At 46.1% G+C, this 17,946-nt stretch carries 15 protein-coding genes; 2 read left to right on the forward strand and 13 right to left on the reverse strand.

Annotation, left to right across the window (positions count from 1 at the left end; translation table 11 throughout):
• Window positions 1-114: 114 nt before the first annotated feature.
• The gene (locus tag OH663_RS00335) at window positions 115-1,053 is read left to right on the forward strand and encodes a glucosamine inositolphosphorylceramide transferase family protein (protein ID WP_200012309.1); all 939 of its coding nucleotides are present in this window, start codon (window positions 115-117) and stop codon (window positions 1,051-1,053) included.
• Between the two features lie 67 nt (window positions 1,054-1,120).
• Window positions 1,121-2,137, forward strand: coding sequence for a UDP-glucose 4-epimerase GalE (gene galE, locus OH663_RS00340; protein ID WP_200012310.1), 1,017 nt, complete (start codon window positions 1,121-1,123; stop codon window positions 2,135-2,137).
• A 48-nt stretch (window positions 2,138-2,185) separates the two neighbouring features.
• Here the strand turns inward: galE and OH663_RS00345 are convergent, their stop codons facing one another.
• From OH663_RS00345 to tctD, 13 genes are all read right to left on the reverse strand, one after another.
• A complete protein-coding gene (locus OH663_RS00345; RefSeq protein ID WP_200012311.1) occupies window positions 2,186-3,577 on the reverse strand; it encodes a DUF4832 domain-containing protein in 1,392 nt (463 codons plus the stop codon).
• A gap of 30 nt (window positions 3,578-3,607) precedes the next feature.
• Window positions 3,608-4,015 carry a hypothetical protein gene (locus OH663_RS00350; protein WP_045446474.1) on the reverse strand — a complete coding sequence of 136 codons (408 nt, stop codon included), beginning with the start codon at window positions 4,013-4,015 and terminating at the stop codon, window positions 3,608-3,610.
• Window positions 4,016-4,017: 2 nt separating this feature from the next.
• Window positions 4,018-5,130: a glycosyltransferase family 4 protein gene (locus OH663_RS00355; RefSeq protein WP_200012312.1), complete on the reverse strand. Its 1,113-nt coding sequence runs from the start codon at window positions 5,128-5,130 to the stop codon at window positions 4,018-4,020.
• A 1-nt stretch (window position 5,131) separates the two neighbouring features.
• A complete protein-coding gene (locus OH663_RS00360; RefSeq protein ID WP_200012313.1) occupies window positions 5,132-6,343 on the reverse strand; it encodes a glycosyltransferase family 4 protein in 1,212 nt (403 codons plus the stop codon).
• 14 nt (window positions 6,344-6,357) lie between these two features.
• Window positions 6,358-7,347 carry a glycosyltransferase family 2 protein gene (locus OH663_RS00365; RefSeq protein ID WP_200012316.1) on the reverse strand — a complete coding sequence of 330 codons (990 nt, stop codon included), beginning with the start codon at window positions 7,345-7,347 and terminating at the stop codon, window positions 6,358-6,360.
• The gene (locus OH663_RS00370; protein ID WP_045446486.1) at window positions 7,337-8,722 is read right to left on the reverse strand and encodes a hypothetical protein; all 1,386 of its coding nucleotides are present in this window, start codon (window positions 8,720-8,722) and stop codon (window positions 7,337-7,339) included. The genes OH663_RS00365 and OH663_RS00370 overlap by 11 nt, the downstream gene beginning before the upstream one ends.
• Window positions 8,719-9,930, reverse strand: coding sequence for a lipopolysaccharide biosynthesis protein (locus tag OH663_RS00375; protein ID WP_200012319.1), 1,212 nt, complete (start codon window positions 9,928-9,930; stop codon window positions 8,719-8,721). Before OH663_RS00375 ends, OH663_RS00370 begins: the two co-directional genes overlap by 4 nt.
• Window positions 9,927-12,056: a GumC family protein gene (locus tag OH663_RS00380; RefSeq protein ID WP_048220717.1), complete on the reverse strand. Its 2,130-nt coding sequence runs from the start codon at window positions 12,054-12,056 to the stop codon at window positions 9,927-9,929. Before OH663_RS00380 ends, OH663_RS00375 begins: the two co-directional genes overlap by 4 nt.
• Before the next feature lie 2 nt (window positions 12,057-12,058).
• Window positions 12,059-12,616 (reverse strand): polysaccharide biosynthesis/export family protein, encoded by a 558-nt coding sequence (locus tag OH663_RS00385; protein WP_045446495.1) that lies wholly within the window; start codon window positions 12,614-12,616, stop codon window positions 12,059-12,061.
• Between the two features lies 1 nt (window position 12,617).
• Window positions 12,618-13,904 carry an outer membrane beta-barrel protein gene (locus OH663_RS00390; RefSeq protein ID WP_045446498.1) on the reverse strand — a complete coding sequence of 429 codons (1,287 nt, stop codon included), beginning with the start codon at window positions 13,902-13,904 and terminating at the stop codon, window positions 12,618-12,620.
• Window positions 13,894-15,309: an undecaprenyl-phosphate glucose phosphotransferase gene (locus OH663_RS00395; RefSeq protein ID WP_045446501.1), complete on the reverse strand. Its 1,416-nt coding sequence runs from the start codon at window positions 15,307-15,309 to the stop codon at window positions 13,894-13,896. The genes OH663_RS00390 and OH663_RS00395 overlap by 11 nt, the downstream gene beginning before the upstream one ends.
• Window positions 15,310-15,837: 528 nt before the next feature.
• The gene (locus OH663_RS00400; protein WP_045446504.1) at window positions 15,838-17,250 is read right to left on the reverse strand and encodes a sensor histidine kinase; all 1,413 of its coding nucleotides are present in this window, start codon (window positions 17,248-17,250) and stop codon (window positions 15,838-15,840) included.
• Window positions 17,237-17,911, reverse strand: coding sequence for a transcriptional regulator TctD (tctD, locus tag OH663_RS00405; RefSeq protein ID WP_045446507.1), 675 nt, complete (start codon window positions 17,909-17,911; stop codon window positions 17,237-17,239). Before tctD ends, OH663_RS00400 begins: the two co-directional genes overlap by 14 nt.
• Between the last annotated feature and the right edge of the window lie 35 nt (window positions 17,912-17,946).

The raw sequence follows: 17,946 nt of genomic DNA on the forward strand, positions 1-17,946 counted from the left end.
CACTATCTCTGCTAGTGGACAAAAATCACTGTTGCTACTAGCTTTTACACTGGCGATGAGTGTAGCCGTATTGGAACCAGCAGCAAATTAAGCGATAAAAAGGAGCAGTTGCGAATGCGAACGAAAAATAACAGACTTATTAATATGTTATTCTTTCATGAGTCGTGGGACACTGTGATCATTAAAAATGACGGCCCTCATACATTCCCCACCAATACGCTGGACATCCTTACTAACACCAAGGGACAACAACTCAAAAAAAAATATACCTTCCAGGCCGATCCTTTCATTATTGAAAGGGACAATAAAGTATATGTTTTTTATGAAGCATTAAGTTTTCGTAATTCTAAAGGAATATTACGATGTCGCATACTTGATGCTAATTTGGTTGAGCTTGATGATGTAAAACTCAAAGGTTTTGATAACCTAAAGTGTCATTTATCATTCCCTTTTTTATTTTACAGTCATGATCAACTCTTCATGATCCCTGAGTCCTCCGAAAGAAAAGAAGTTATCTTATTCCAGTCCATAGATTTCCCCGTACGCTGGCAGCAAGTAAAAGTATTACTGTCTGACATCGCATTAACAGATAATGTTCTTTGTTCGCACAATGGGAATCTCTATCTTTTATCCACCACGATGGATGATGAGTTAACGATTCATACAGCCGCGGCGGTAAATGGGCCATGGCAGAAAATAACGCCAGCATTACACGTATGTAATCAACACCATCGGGGAGCGGGTTCGCCACACTGTATAAATAATAAAATGTACATCCTCACCCAGGAGTGTACGCCAGAGACTTATGGAAAGTCAGTCTATATCAAAGAGTTAAACACTCTTGACGCTGCCACATTTGATGAGAGTCTGGTTGTACAAATAAACGCCAACATCAACCAAAGCGAAGGGGTACATACATTAAATTTCACCGACAACTATATTGTTTATGATACCAAGATAAACCGGTTTAGCTTTTTAGCCATACTTAAAAAAATATCATATAAGTGCATGGTGAAATACAGGAATTTTTACCTTACCAGACGCCACCAATAGCGTTTTATTTATGGCATTGGCATTGGTAAATCAATGGTCGTTTGCATAAAATTTATCTGGAGACTGTATGGCAATTCTAGTCACAGGTGGCGCTGGTTATATTGGTTCACATACCGTGCTAACCCTTCTGGAGAGAGGAGATGACGTCATCGTCATCGATAATCTCTCGAATGCCTCTCAAACATCACTGAACAGAGTCGCAGAACTCACCGGAAAAGAACCCGTCGTTTACATTGCTGACATCCTGGATCGGGATACTTTGAAAACAATTTTTTCCCGTCATAACATCACCGACGTTATTCATTTTGCGGGACTAAAATCGGTTTCAGAGTCAATAAAAGAACCTCTCGCCTACTATGAAAACAATGTCACAGGAACGCTGGTTTTGCTTTCTGAGATGTTAACCGCAGGAGTTAAGAACTTTATATTCAGTTCTTCCGCAACGGTATATGGCGAACCGGAAAACGTGCCGCTAAGTGAAAAGTCACGTACAGGCGGTACAACTAATCCGTATGGCACATCCAAATTTATGGTCGAGCAAATTCTGGCGGATTTTTCGCGCGCACAACCCGAGTTTCGCATCACCTGCCTACGCTATTTTAACCCCGTTGGCGCTCATCCTTCAGGCCGGATTGGTGAAGATCCTAATGGGATACCTAACAACCTGGTACCCTACATTTCACAGGTTGCGATTGGCAAACTTGAAACCGTGTCTGTATTCGGTAATGACTATCCGACCCCTGACGGAACAGGCGTGCGTGATTACATCCATGTTATGGATCTGGCAACAGGTCATTTAGCGGCACTGGATTGCCAGGATAAAGGCGAGTCATTCAAAGTTATCAATCTGGGTACCGGAGTCGGTTATTCCGTCATTGATCTCATTGAAGCCTTCGAAAAAGCGGCGCAAACAAAAATCAATTATAAGATTGTAGCGAGAAGACCCGGTGATATCGCCGAATGTTGGTCGGACCCGTCGTTAGCACGAGCAGAGCTAGGCTGGCAGGCCATCTACGGACTTGATGAAATGATGCGTGATACGTGGAACTGGCAAAAAAACAATCCTGACGGATATCACGAGTAATATTTAACCCGCAATGCGCCTTACTATTGGGCGCATTGCGGCTGCAGGCTAACGTGCGGTAATCGACGACACTCGATACCAACCGCTGCTCTGTTTTCCTTCATTGGCAAAGCTAATTCTGGCCATGCCAGACTTGTCCACAATAGCAACCTCAAGATGGTACATCCCTTCCGGCAACGCACCTGGCATTGGCAACTGATAATTCAGCAGATGTTTTCCGGGCAACCAGCGACGAATATCTTCCGGCACATTCCCTTGTGCAATAACTTTATTGGCATCATTAATAATGCGAAATGACAGGGTGTAAGGAAGATAAATAGGCGCGATACCATCGTTATACCATGTGCTGGTCAGTGCCAGGCTTTGTCCATTTTGCCATACTGACTCGTGGCTCAGGGAGGCTAAACGAAACCGGTAGCCCAGCTTTGTCAGCGCATCATCGACAATCGGCCGATATTCACTGGGGACCGCTCTCGATTTCAGGTTGATCGTACTGGCGTGCTGCTTCACCGCCCAGTCAAAAATCCCCTGCACTTCAGCCCGCGTATAATGGTAGGTCTTCTTCCATTCCGGCATATATGAACACATTTCCAGACTCACTGGCGCTTTCTTCCAGGCATCATTAAATCCTGAAAAACTTGTCTGCGCCGCCAGCAATCGTTGTGGATAATCATCGTGCATATGATTCCAGGTATCGGAAAACACGCGCAGGTCGCCCCAGCAGTCCGCGCGCCATCCAGCCCCTCGCGCCACCGCATTCGCCAGGCTTTGACCGCCACTCATCAACATAATTTTCGGGGTAACAGGAAAAGCAGAAAAATGCATGGCGACGTAACGCTCCAACTGAGCCGTCGTGTACCTCTCCAGCAGTGGTTTCAGCGTCGGAAAGTTGCTGTTATGCCACTCTCCCCATGCCCCTACCATGCCAATATCCACAAAAGCCAGATTCTCATTACCATCGTAACGCTTACCAAAGGCATTCAGCAGTCGCTGACTGTATTCAATAAACAGGGGATCATCTAAATCAGGGGCGAAGGTTTTATGATCGGGCGTCCATGTTCCTTTCACTCCTTTTTTAATCAACCAGTCAGGTATTTGCGGACCACTTTCCGGTTCTGCAAGCGCCATAAACCGCAGCCCTACATTCATCGCAGGCCGATGTGCGGCTGCGTATTTGAAAGCATCATCAACAAGTGCAAAATTGTACTGACCTTCGACGGGCTCCAGTTCTCGCCAGTAAAAACGCTCATATTCAAATCCGGTATCAGGGTAATCAGCCAGGCCCAGCTTTTCGCCATATCCCTGATGAAAACTGGCAACCCCAATACCAGGATTCGTCAAAGGGCCGGTCAGTGCTTGGGGCGTTACGGTCGTTAATGCGGCCATTGCCGCCAGCGGAAAGAACAAACACAACAGTGCAGAAACCCATTTACACTTCATCGCAGCAACGCCCTCAGCAGTCTGTTAACGCTAGCGGTCTTTCAGGCTTAACCACCAGTCCCAAATACCAACGTGGAAATTGTGGAAAATATCGATACCCAATGCAGATTTGATCATATACAGCGTCAGCAATATACAGCTGGTGACAAACAGCACGGCAATCAGCAGCAAAAAAGTGAGCAAGATTCGCGACAACGTCGACTCCTGGCGATGCTGCTGACGTAAATCTCTGCCAAGCAAAAAAACCAGATAAAAACGTTTACCGAAAAAAGGGAAACTTCTGCGGATATCAACCTTGTGCCTTGCGCCCAGGGTAATGGCGAGGACCGCTTTCTCTACCCCCGCTTTTTGTTCCGGAGTTAACTCTTCCGATATCTGCGGATCAAGCTGAGCATAAAATCTCTCGATAGCGGGGGGACGTGTTTGAGGACTGGTCAAAATTAACCTATATCTTTATCGATTGAGTGATAGACATTGACTGTTTTTCTGGCGATTTCGTGCCAGTTATAATTTTGCAAATATACACTATAGTCAACGCTATTAGCTGCTGCCCACACAGCCATTTTCTCAGCCAGATTAGTCAGATTCCCCACCTTAAAATACGCATCTGGAGGCAATTTGACCTCGAGGTTAGCAGGAATATCGCTCACCACAGCTGGCAGGGAGAATGACATAGCTTCCAATAACGCTATCGGCAATCCTTCATGGTACGAAGGCATCACGAACAGTTTTGCCTGCGAAAACACCGCCTGCAGCTCATCACCTCTTAAAAACCCAGTCATTACTACGCCAGGGGTATCGGCAGCAAGCTGCTTGAGTCGAATGCTGTATTCGGTCGGATGATCCGCATCACCAATTAATACTAATGGCAGTTGCAAACCGCTTTGTTGATAAGCGGAAATAGCATCATGCATCCCTTTTTCTTCAACGAATCGTCCAACCACAACTAAATAGTTTTTCGCTTCGAGTCCGAAGCGGGAAAGCGTGGTGTGAAGAGTGTTATCTGATAATAACCGGGGTTCATTGACACCGTTGTAAATCAAATGTGCATCATAGCGGCCATGTTTTTTCTGGATCAGTTGGTTAATAACCTCAGAAATAACAATCACCTCGCTGGCATATTTCACCGCCCAGCGCTCACCGAGCAGCAATATTTTTTTGGCGACATATCCCCATTTCTGCCGATCGTAGTCAGGCCCATGATGGGTGAAAACTACCTTCTTACCTAACAAACGCAATAAAGGAATAACTAGTCCAGGACCAATAGCATGTACGTGCACAATATCCGAGCGGTCTATGCAGGTTCTGAACGCCGCTAAAACGGAATGGACAATCGCTTCCAGCGAGCGTTTTTTAGGTGCCCACAATGCATAAGTTTCAACTTTCTTATAGGAAGACCGTTTGTAATTCACATACGGCGAGCGGGCGATGACACAAATATCAACATCAAACTGCTGTTTAATAGCAGGATAAAGATTCTGGCAATGCGTTTCCACACCGCCCAATACATCTGGGATCCCACGAGTACCAAACACCGTTATTTTTTTGCTCATCTTATGGCCTGCTTAAAAGTTCTTTATATAACGTCTGTAGCGTCTCCATATGCTTGTCGAGAGCATATTTTTCACTTAGACGTTCACGGCCATGTAAGCCCATCACCCGAGCTTTCTCAGGATCCTCTACAAGGGTATCCATCGCCCCCGCCAGCTCCTGTGCATTGCCCGGCTCAAATAAGATCCCTTCAATACCATCGCGAATTTGTTCTGGAATGCCGCCAATGCGCGACCCAATCACCGGCTTCGCAAATGCCATCGCCTCTAACACCGCCATCGAGCAGTTTTCATAACATTCAGAAGGGAGGATTACCACCCTGGCTCGTTTAATCAGATTATCCAGCGCCTCTCCCTGCTGCACGTAACCTAAAAATTCAACATCCGGGTATTTAGCAACCAACTCGTCATACAGCGGACCGTGACCGACAATTTTCAGTGTGGCTTTGTTACGCATTTTTTGATGAGCCTGCAGCAACGTTGCCACCCCTTTCTCACGACTCAAGCGACCAAAGTACAGCACGTAACCCTCATCGTTTATCTCACCGACAGGCTGGCTGTCATCAACGCCATTGACGATCACATCAATACGGGAATTCGGCAGGGTACGCAGCAAAATACCGCGCAAGAACTTACTGGGTGACACGATCACATCCAGTGCCTGATAGTTTTGCGCAATATATTGCCAGGTAGCCTCTAAAGAGAGCAGTAAACTCTTCGAGGCAGAGCCTTCCTGGCAGCGATATCTGAAAGCATTAAAAACTGTCCCGGTGATACAGGCATCACAAACCTGACCCTCACGTAACATTGAATACGAGGGACAAACAATCTTATAGTCGTGCGCAGTCAACACCGTTTTACAGCCAAAATTGCGCGCCACTTTAATCAATGCCGGCGTCAACTGGTGGTAGATATTATGAAAGTGGACGATATCCGGGCGTTCTTTTTGTAATAACGCCAGCATTTTTTTACAGGCTTCAGCGTTATGAATAAAGCTAACTGCCGTTTTGATACCGCCCAGCAGACTACTGTCTTTATGATAATCCACATTACCGACGAAAAAATCCGCATAATCAGAAGGGAAATTCTTTTCATGCTGCATGGAAAAATCAATCACCTGCACGCCAGCTTTTTTCAGCATGCTTCGTTCCTGAAAATAAACCGTTTCCGCCCCACCCTTAATGAAGAAAAACTTGTTAACCAATAAAATTTTCATCACATCTGCCCTGTTTATTCATGAATGATTTTACTGTTGGGCGGAGTCAGCGGATCGCGTACCGGATAAATACACCCTTTGAGCAACCCCGCTGAACGAACAACCATATTTATTACGCTTTGTAACCCATCGGTTAGCGAGCGGTTTTTCACTATTTTCAACAGGGTAAATACCAGTAATGGCAGAAGTGCAACCGCCATGACTTTACCGTTAAGAGTGAGCAGTGCAGCGAACAACAAAATAAGATAGAGGGCAAATACGGCCTCATTCCTGACTATTTTTAGTGCCCCCATAAACCAGGGTTTCCCCCAGCTACAGCGCAACAGCTCGCCTGGCGCCTGGTAATACCTTGTTTTCCACCGATGCATCAGCATCTTAAACGTCGGCATGGTATGTGAAGTATGGCTAAAATACGGAATATCCAGACGACGCAGTTTGTAACCTGCGCCAGTAATGCGCAGACCCAACTCAGCCTCTTCATAAGCATGTAAATTCCGGTTTGTCAGATAGCCTATTTTTTCTATCGCAGAACGGCGATACAACCCACCGCCACCTAAATGATCGCAATCCCCAATGGGATAAATTTGATTAATTCGTTGCTTACGGGATTTAAATTCATAGTTAACGGCATCATCCATTTCTACGGTCCCGGCAACACCCGCATATTCCGGTTCAGCCTGTAAAAATGCGATGGCCCGATCGATAAATCCTTCTTCCAGCTCCATATCGCCATCCATCAGCAACAGGTAATCTCCTTCACTAAAAAGATAACCCAGTTGATGCCCCACACCGCAGCAGCGATCGCCAGGATCGGTTAATGACACCACCGTCACCCCTTTATTTACCGCCAGTTGCTGGGTGTTATCGGTCGACAGGCTGTCGGCAACAATAATTTTATGTGGGTAGCCTACGAGCTGTCGCCGGATACTATCGATCGTTTTCTCAATACCTTTTGATTCGTTGAGAGTCTTAATACTCACTGAAATAAATGGTTTATTGTCCATCCCATCCCCCTGCGCTGCGAAGAACGGTTCGACGAATCACTAAGCTTGAGCCTAGTGATAAATAAAAAAGGAACTGTAACATCGGCGTTATCATCAGTATTTGGCTGTAAGGTAAGCTGATTAAACAACTAATAGCAAAAGCGTTGAACGCAGGCGCGAAGCTCAACAACTGGAGATCCTGCTTGTCCAGTTGCTCAAGCACCAGCAATGGTTTTGGCTGGCACACTTTCAGAATATAAATAAACAGACTAATAAAAAGCAGTGTGCCGATGACACCAATTTCCCAAAGAAGCATACTCAGAGAAGTGGAATCGAGAATTAAGTTATAAACAATATTCAAAAACCCAGGGGAGACTGTACTTCCGCTGTTTGTCGCATTAAGTCCGTAGCCAAATAACGTGCCCGACAGCCCCCACAGATCGTTATTTTTTAGCCAGAACAGAAACGTCGTAAAGCGCCCCAACTCACCGGTAGACATGACGTAGTTTGGGTCAAAAATATAGCTCAGAGAATCGATGAAAATGCTCAATGAGCTTTTCGTTGGGTCGGCGCCAAAAGCCGAAGTATAGTACCAGGCAAGAATCACAACCGACAGGCAGATAAGCAATAGCATACCCGCTACGATCAAAATCAACGTCTTGAAGTTAATCTTACTGACGTCTTTAACATAGCTCGGGGAGAGCCATACCCATACCAGGAATAGAGGTGAAAGCAGGATGACAAACTTCACTTCACCAATGATGCATAACCCTAGCCCGAGCACAATATGCAGCGCCATAGATTTAAACGTCGTCAGCCCGTGCTTATACTCCGAGAGTTTTAGCAACATGATTAACAGGCAAAACAACCCCATTGCTGCTGTATTCCCGCCGCCCATTGGGTCGCCGCCAAATGTACCCACTACGGAGTCCCATTTTTCATCTTCACCACGCTGAGCAACGCGCTGAGGAACCACCAGTAACACCTGATATATCATTACCGGAATTTGTACGTAAAACACCCAATACAAATATCGCGTGGCCCGATAAATCTGCGATTCCCGGCAAAATCCCAGTAGCAAACAGATCATCACCAGCGACAACGCAATTTCGTTTTTAAACGCGACAATCGCGACGGTTACTCCCCCCTGGAGCAGAGTTGAGGCCCCGGCCAGCACCAGAAAAGAGAAATACAGTGCCAGGATTATGGTTTCCTGCGCATCCAGTTGCAGCGGGGCATCCCGTGTCTGCATGACCATTAATCCGACCATCAGCAGCGTCAGAAAAAATGGGATCCACAGCACCGACTGCATACCAGTGAAATACTGCACCAGACCACACAGTATCAACGTAATAAAGGTATAGGCCTGTAAATAATATCCGGTATTCAATGTCATAATATCACCGGCTTGTCTTTCAGGAGATTGGCACGTTTGTTCATTTTGAGATAAATGAACGCATAACGAATAAAGGTCAGTGAAGAAAATAATATTACTGACGCTGCATAGTCATGATAAAAATAAGGCGTCACAACAAAAGCAATCAACACAATGGCCAGCTGTTCAAGCTGGATCCTGAGAAAATAGCGATGGGAACCAAATATCAGCTCAATCACCGTCAAAGGGCTGATCGCCAGCGCCGGAAACAAATAGGGCAACATGTAGCGCGAAGTCTCAATAGAGTTAATCCAGTCTTCGCTAAAACCAAGCCGCATCACAATCGGATAGAAAATAAACACCCCGAGAGTGCAAACAACCCCAAGAACCAAAAGCAGCATCCTTACCTTAGTATACTCTTGATAATTAAAGGTGTTGTTCCGGAAATCCATAGACCACTTTGAGAAAATCGTATTGCGTACTGCATTACCGATGATCACGACGGGTGCCAGACAGAACCGACTGACGACTGAAAAATAGCCCGCTGTCAGCGCCGAGAACCAGAAGTTAATTAACATGATCGGCAAGTTGCTGCTTGCCATCGCCAACACCTCGGCACTCCCGACCTTAGTGATATGGTGAATATGCTGTTTAAAAAATAGCAGGTTACTGGATGGGCGCAGATGCTTAACAGTCACTGAACGAATATCAAACGAATGTAAAATGCAGCTCGTCGTCAGCAGCATCATCGCACATGCCCACGACCAGTAGAACATCTGTACATGATGAGTGAGCAGCACTGAGAGCACCACTACCACTGAGACAGAAATTCGCTGAAATATCAGAAAAGAAAAATTTGCCGTCCGCAGTGACAAATTCTCTGATATTAAAACCCACGCATTTGAAAGCGACAGCAAATAGAGAAACAGGACGTTCTGATGAAATAACCATGCTGTTAATGCGGCATACGGCAGCGCAATTACCGCACTTTGCAGCAGACAAAACACCACATTTTGCGCCAGGTCCTCATCCTGCTGTTTAGGAATCAACAGCTGTGAGGCAAAGGTACACACCTGTGCCCCAACCACCGCAATGCTGTAGTTGAGCGCATAAAGCCCAACCTCAGCCATATCATACTTGTGTGAGATCAACCAGATAGACAGCGCACCAATCAACTGCGAGATGACTGATGAACCAGCTATCGTGGAAGCACTCTTCAGTAGACTCATACACGACCTGGCGTAGTCATCAGTTGGTCAGTATTAAAGTTCAGTGAACGCAGTCCCTCTTGCGTTTCAAGATTCTTTTCCTCGACCGCATTTAATACCGCGCCAATCACAACGCCCTGATTATCTTCAATCTTATCCAGCGCGCTGGCAATTGTCTCCGCTGAACCACTCCCGGCTTTCACGATGAAAACAACGCCGTCAACCGCCCGTTTAAGCAGTTGGATATCCTGGCTCTGATTCACCGCGGCAACATCAATAATAATGCGCTGGTATTGCGACTTGAGTTCGCGCATTAAGGGTTCAACACGTTCAGACGACAGCATCAATAAAGAGGAGATCGTGGCCTTGCCGTGCGGAATAAAATCAAGATTCTCATTAATCTTAATACGCGTATTTTCCAGTACGGCTTCACCCCGCAGTAGTTCCGCCATGCCAGCCGATGCTGGGGTAGCAAGCTCAGTAGACAGACCATCATGATTAAAGAAGTCCGCATCAATAAGCAGTGTTTTCTGATCGAAGCTAAATGAACTCGCCAGCAGATTAGCTAACAGAGAGCGCCCTTCACCATGCTCCGCCGATGCCATCGCGACCGTCTGTAACGCGCGGTTATCTAACATTATCCGCGTGCGAATACCGTGAATAATATCGGCGTTCAACGGGTTCTTCAGGATCAGGTCGCGAACCTGTGCTCGCCCCGTTATACCGATGAAACGACGGATCTCACCCAAGGGTTCGATATTAAGGCGTTTTTTCATCCGGCTAAGGGTGCTAATCGAATTATCCATTGCCGCTTTAACGATGAAATACATAATGCTGAAAACGACCACCAGCATAACAATCATCACCAGCAGTAACGACTTATTCGGCTTAGCAGGCTTTAGCGGAGGAACTGCAGGATCATACAGCACCGCGTCAGCATTTACGCCGGAAAGCGACAACTCCTGAGTACGCTGGTAAAGCGTTTTATACAGATCTTCCATTTTATCCAGTGACAGTTTTTGGCTGTTGTAGATATCCCGTTTTGACGCCATTTTCTGGAATATCTCTTTCTGCTGCGCCAACTGCTGCCGGTAGTTATTTTCATCTGTCACCGCAGCCAGATATTGCTGACGTAACCCAGCTTTCAGTTCACCCAGTACCCGCTGCGTTTGATTTTGAATCGACTGAACGTCGGCTTCTGCTTTTAAGATGGTTGCGTGCTTAGGCCCATACAATTTTCTCTGTTCAGACAGCACGCGCTGTGCCTGAATCAGTGCAATACGTAAATCCTGAATCTGTGCATGGTCAGAAACAGAGGGCAGAGAAATGATATCCCCGGAAGACTTTCCGCGACCATTCACTTCGTTATAAACAGATTCCGCGGCGACACGACGTTGAGTCGCATCTGCCAGACGATTGGTTACAATACTTAATTGCTCTGTTTCAAAACCATCAATACCGCGGAACGTTAATAGCCCCGCATTTTTCAGGTAGTCATCCATCTCCGCTTTTTGTTTAGCAATTGACTTCTGCACCTCTTCCATCTTTGCAGCATTTAACTCTTTCGCTTTCTCTGCTTTCTCGCGCTTTTGCTCAACGGTGTAGTTGATAAAAGCCTGAGCCACGCCATTGGCTATCTCAGCCGAAAGCTGCGGAGAGGTAGATTCATAGGAAATGGACGCCAGATTAGTCGTGCGAATGCCGACGATCTTCAGGTCTTTCGACAACGTCTTCAGCGCCTGTTCGACCCTCAACTGCCGACTCTCACTGCTGTCAGCCCCGCCAGTACCCGATTTCTCACCATTGAAGTCCGGATTTTCATCCAACTTCAGATCGCGCACAGCCTGCTCCAGAATGATTCGTGACTGCATCAGAGCATATTGGGTTTCGTAGTAGCCACTGCGCGTTGAATCAAAACCATCAACCTGTGGAAACGGCGAAACATTATCAGCCTGGGCCTTAATCAGCACAGTCGCCGTCGAAACATACTTTGATGACATCATGCTAATTAATGGATAGGCCACCGCCCCCGCAACGATACCGGCAAGTGCGATTTTCCAGGCATTCTTTTTAAGTTCTTTGGCAAAGCGTGAGAAATCGACTGAGTTCTCTCTTTTCTTGCCGTTTTCCACTATAGATAGTTTCATCGTTAGAAGAACCCCATGCCAATAATCACGACGTCCCCAGGACGAACAGAGTGCGTTAAATCGACATTCTCAAGGAGCTGATTGCTACCAGCCAGTCGAATGTTGATATCTTTGCGGTCTGCACGGTCAGTAAATCCCCCCGCCTGGGCAATAGCTTTTTCTACGGTAAGTCCCGGCTCATAAGCGAATGCATTCGGGCTTTTCACTTCACCTGAAACGTAGAATTTACGGAATTCAGCAATGCTTACGGTCACCATAGGATTAACCATATAACCATTGCGTAAACGTTGAGATAATTCCGCACTCACCTGTTCAGGCGTTTTGTCTTTCAATGCGAGTACGCCAATATAGGGGAAATTTATTGAGCCACTCTTATCCACAATAAACTTCATCGTCATCTCCGGTTCCCCGTAAACAACGATATTGACAGTATCCCCGGCACCAAGTCGGTAATCCTCTGAGGTGACAGCAGGATCGTCCGTTAATGGTGGTCTGGACGTTGCGCATCCGACCAACAGGATACTGAATAGAAAAAACGCGCACAGTTCTATTATTTTCATTTTAGATCTGAACCTTAGCTTTAAGCATAATCATCGAATTATCATAACCTAACGTTCTTATGACTTCCTGATTGTCATTGGGACCGATAAAGAACGAGTCAGTATCCTTATTCGAATTTAATGTATCTAACTGATATTTAATCTCAAAATTAACAGACGGTGTGTAGTCATAGCTCATGGTTACACTGAAGACACCATTTTTATCATGTCGGTCCTTGTTTTGTTTCTTATAGTCTTCCATGGTGTAGGCATAGTCGAGAATGGTTGAAAAGCGTTCACCTAACCAAAAATGCTGGTAAGAAACCCCATACTCAGTCACTAAAATATACCCCCCAACTTCCGATGGGTCTTTAATGCTTTGCGCGGTACGAGCGGTAAAAACAGACTGTTTTAACGGTTTCCACTCTCCCTTAATATCCCAGTTTAGACCATTAAAATCATGCGAGTTTGGGCTGTTTTCAAATGTTTTGTACAACCAGGCGATATTCATATCGACATTGGTTTTCCCCGTCAGCTGCGATTTCAGACCGTAAAGCAAATAATATTCATTACTGTCTTTTTCTGAGTTGTTATCATAGTGACGTTGGTTAGTAATAAAACTATAGCGAAAACGCGTTCTGGATGTGTATTGATCAAAAATCTCTGCAACCAGGCTATTTTCATGCCATTCCTGATCAAGGATGTAATTGTAAAAATCCTCACTGGTATCTTGCGTATCCTGCGTGTTACCGAAAGTCAGTTTTTTATATAACAACGCCAACTCCGCTTTACCACGTCCATCTGGCGCACCGTAGCTATAGCGTAATTCACTGTTGATAAAATTTGTCGTCAGCGGAGATGTAATTCCGTACTGCCGAAACTGGCCCGGCAGAAAACCTTCGGTGATATCACGACCACGATTTTCATGCCCAAGAGAATCTTCCAGATTGAGAGTTAAACCGTGCATTTGCCCATAACGCCAGGCACCGTTAAAACGGAAAAAATGATCGTTGTAGTTATCAGCGGAATCGCTTGAATAGTTACGGTAATCGCCGGAATACATCAGTAAATACTTATCCTGACCGCGCTCTCCGATCATACTCAGCACTGGCGCTGCGCTCTGAAATGAGGAACCAATAGCATCACTGTTATGTGGCTGATAAGTCACGTTATCATCATAACCGTAGTCCACAGCAACCTTGCCCTGGAAGTCGATCCCGGCAAAGCCAATGTGTGATTTCGGTGTTAAATCAGCCCATGCGGACTGCGATATCACGATTCCGGTAATAACTATTAATTTAGTATGCATTCTTACCGACAAATCCTTTGAAAATAGTTTTAATAATAATTTTTATATCCAGCCATAACGACCAGTTTTGAATGTATTCGATATCATACTGAACGCGTTTTTCCATCTTGTAGAGCGCATCAATTTCCCCACGAAACCCGTTAATTTGCGCGAGGCCAGTGATCCCAGGCTTAACTTTATGGCGGATCATGTAATTTTCTACCTGCTTACGGTATTGCTCATTATGCGTAACCGCATGCGGTCTTGGACCCACAATCGACATGCTGCCTTGCAACACATTAATAAACTGAGGTAACTCATCAAGCGACGTTCGACGCAAAAAACTACCAAATTTCGTCACTCGGGGATCGTTCTTCGTGGCCTGAATCACCGTGTCGGAATTCTCCATTACCCGCATAGAGCGAAACTTCCAGACTTTAATTTTTTGCCCACTCAAACCATAGCGGTCTTGTTTAAAAAATACTGGCCCACGTGAAGTGAGTTTGATACCAATAGCGATCGCTAACATTAGCGAAGAGATCATCACCATAATAATGCTGCCCAGCACCAAATCCTCAGCCCGCTTAATAAACGATCCGGCCCCTTCAAACGGGGAACTAAAGATACCGATAGTTTGCAGATTATGGATAGATCTCAACTTAGACATATTGTTACTGTAAGTATAAAAATCAGGCACAATATAGGTATCAACCGTGGTATCAGACATCATGGCCAAAAAATGACGAATACGTTGTAGCGCCACCATCGGCAACGCAATATAGATTTCATCTATATTTCCCAGTTTAGCCTCTTCAACCAGGTTGATCACCGGCCCTCTAAAGGGGCTTTTAATTCTGTTAACAAAATCACCGCAGCGGGATAAGCTGCGTTCATCATAAAAGGCCAAATCTAATTGGATATTGGAATATTCATTCATCAATGCATTTTCTGCAGCGAGGCCATTATCGGTAAGACCAATAATCGCTACGCGAACATTTTTCTTGGTTGAATATTTAAAAATGAAAAAACGAATGTAATATAAAAAAGGTAAGGGAAAGAGATACCAAAAAATAATAGCTGAACAAACTGGGTTGTCCAGTTTACTTAAGTATCCTAATGTCTGAGGTTCAGCCACCGCAACGCTGACTATCTCAATAGAAATAATCGCCAGCAAGGTACAAGAAAGCAGTCGTTTTTGATTACGTAAGCCAATGGTCTTTATTTTTTGCTGATACATTTTAGTATATTCAGCAAACAGCAGAAAAAAGGTAGAAAAAAGAACACTCAAAATAGCAACTGTCTTAAATGGCGCCATATTCAACAGATGTGCGCTAACAATCAACGTTAAGTTGATAACAATAAAATCGACCAGTTTTATAAATACTGGGTATCCTTGACTGCTAATCTTTAGCGAATTTTTCAGCATATCCCAGCCTATTATCTATTGATCTTTAATTGTTTTTTGCTCTTTTCATGTTGCTAATTATATCACAAGTCAAAAAAACGCAATGGTACATTGTCAGTAAATGTAAAAAATAATGCTACACAATGTGACTCTGGCTCCATTTGGCGTATGTATTTATATGATTTTTAAGGTTATTAAAAATATCAGCACTTGATTATCATTATCAAAAAAAATGATTATTAGCAACAAAGCGACTATTGACAGATAACAATCCATAGACTATGGAATACCCACTTATGTATGATAAATATCATCTGTTTTTCCTTTTTTGCCCACCATTACTGCTAAGTTAATGCTCAACACAGAGAGAGTTATAAAAAATATTCTCCACACACCCATCCAATAAATAACAAAATGAAACCATTAAAATTCTAATTAATAATAAAGTTAATTAATTGGAATTATATACCCAATAGATTTCGAGTGCATTGAGGCAGCTTGAAAGACCAGGGGTACAGACAGACGATAAACAGCATCTGTATCTCTTTCTTAGCACGATACGCTCAAAAACCGTACCCGTACGCTCAACCCTCCTAACGTCTCACTGCGAGACAGGTGTGGACGCGTATGGTGCAAACGCGCGATGTCATTCACCAGCGCCAGACCGATACCCGCTCCGGGAACATTGCCGACATTATCCAGGCGATGAAACGGCAACAGCGCCTGATGCATCCGATCATCATCAATACCGGGACCGCTGTCTTCAACCACCAGCACCACCGCTTCCCCTTCTCGTAGTAGTCTGGCAGTGACTATTTCCTGCGCTGGCGTATATTTCAGCGCGTTATCCAGTAGATTCCCGCACAGCTCACCAAGCAGAACCTCATCTCCTTCAATCCATACCGCGTCCTGTTCACCTTCATAACCCAGATCGATGGCTTTACTGCGCGCCTGCGCCAGACGAGTAAAACAGCTGGTTTGCACGACCTCATACAGATTGACCGGTGAAAAATGTCTTTCCCCCTGCTCCTTACGCTTTACCGCGGAAAGCTGCAGTAGCCTTTCTGTCAGTTGAATGGTGCTATCCAGCGTCGAACTCATCGCTTGTAAACTCTCATACCACTGCTGCGGCTGTGGGCTGGCGAGGGCTACCGCCGCCTGGGTTTTAAGCACTGCCAGCGGAGTTTTGAGCTGATGAGATGCATCTGCGCTAAAGCGTTCCTGACGCGAAATAAGCGCGCGTAGCCGGTCGATATAGCGGTTGAATGCCACAATCAGCAGACGGGTTTCCGACCATGGCAGCAGCTCCGGCAACGGCGTCAACAGCCCCGGTTCACGGCGCACCATCAATGATGACAGCTGGCGCATGGGACGTAATACCCGACGAAGCAGCCAGCCGACCAGCACCAGCGTCAGTAACACCAGCAACCCTTGAGAAACCCATGAGGAAAAGAGCAGTTGCCCCGCCAGATAGCGCCGCGATTGCAGCGTTTCAGCGACATAAATCTCCGCCATACCAACGATTCCCCCTTCGTTCACCGGCTGGAGAAGACGCGCCACGCGGATAGCCTCCCCGCGATACTCAGTGTGATAAAACCACGCCAGCGCCGGATAAAGCCGGGTGCGCGATGTAGCTGGCGGCATCGCAGGTAAATCGTCATAGCCGGAAATCACCTTCCCCGCCGGATCAACCACTTTGTAATACAGCCTGTCATTCATGTTCAGTTCAAAGCTGTCCAGCACCACCCATGGCACATTGACTTCGAGCTGTTTATTACGAACCACAAGTCGCTCAGACACCGTTCTGGCCGATGAGAGCAGCGTCCGGTCATACGCCTGCGTCGCTGCCTGTAGAGCGCTAACGTAGCTGTTAAACGCCGATAGTCCCCACAGCAGCAACAGCGGCAAGCCAAGAAACATTAATAACTGCAGGTACAGCGACTGGGGCTTAACCCACTTCATCACAGCACTCCAGCACATAACCCAGGCCGCGCAACGTCGCGATCCTCACATCGCTCCCCTGCAGTTTTTTACGCAGGCGATGGATATACAGTTCAATGCTTTCAGGGCTGACCTCATCGCTCAGACTGAAGACCTGTTCAAACAGTTGCTGGCGCGAAACCGGGCGTAATCGCCGGTACATCAGCACCGTCAGCAGCGCCTGTTCACGCGGCGTGAGCGCCAGCGGCTGCCCCTGCAACAGAAAATAGCCTTCATCATGAAATGCCAGTTCCCCCAGTTGCTGTATACCTTGCACCTGGCCTGCGCTGCGTCGCAGCAGTGCCCGCAGCCGCGCATCAAGTTCTTCAATTTCAAACGGCTTCGCCAGATAATCATCGGCCCCGACGTTCAGCCCCTTCACTCTGTCAGCCACTGCGCTACGCGCCGTCAGCAGCAGAACCGGGAGCGTCTGCCCGCGTTTGCGCAGTCGCTGAACGACTTCCAGACCATCCAGCCCCGGCATATTGATGTCCAGAACCGCCAACGCATACGTTTCGCTATGCAAGAGATGATCGGCGGCCTGCCCATCAAAGACGCAATCGACAGCAAAACCGTTTTGTACCAGCGCTTTCTCCAGCCAGTGAGCCAATTCACGGTTATCTTCCGCTAATAAGAGACGCATATCACATCCTGTAAAGTTTCTGCCGCATTGAAAGG

The organism is Citrobacter sp. Marseille-Q5395, from assembly GCF_947057495.1.
Lineage (GTDB): Bacteria > Pseudomonadota > Gammaproteobacteria > Enterobacterales > Enterobacteriaceae > Citrobacter > Citrobacter murliniae.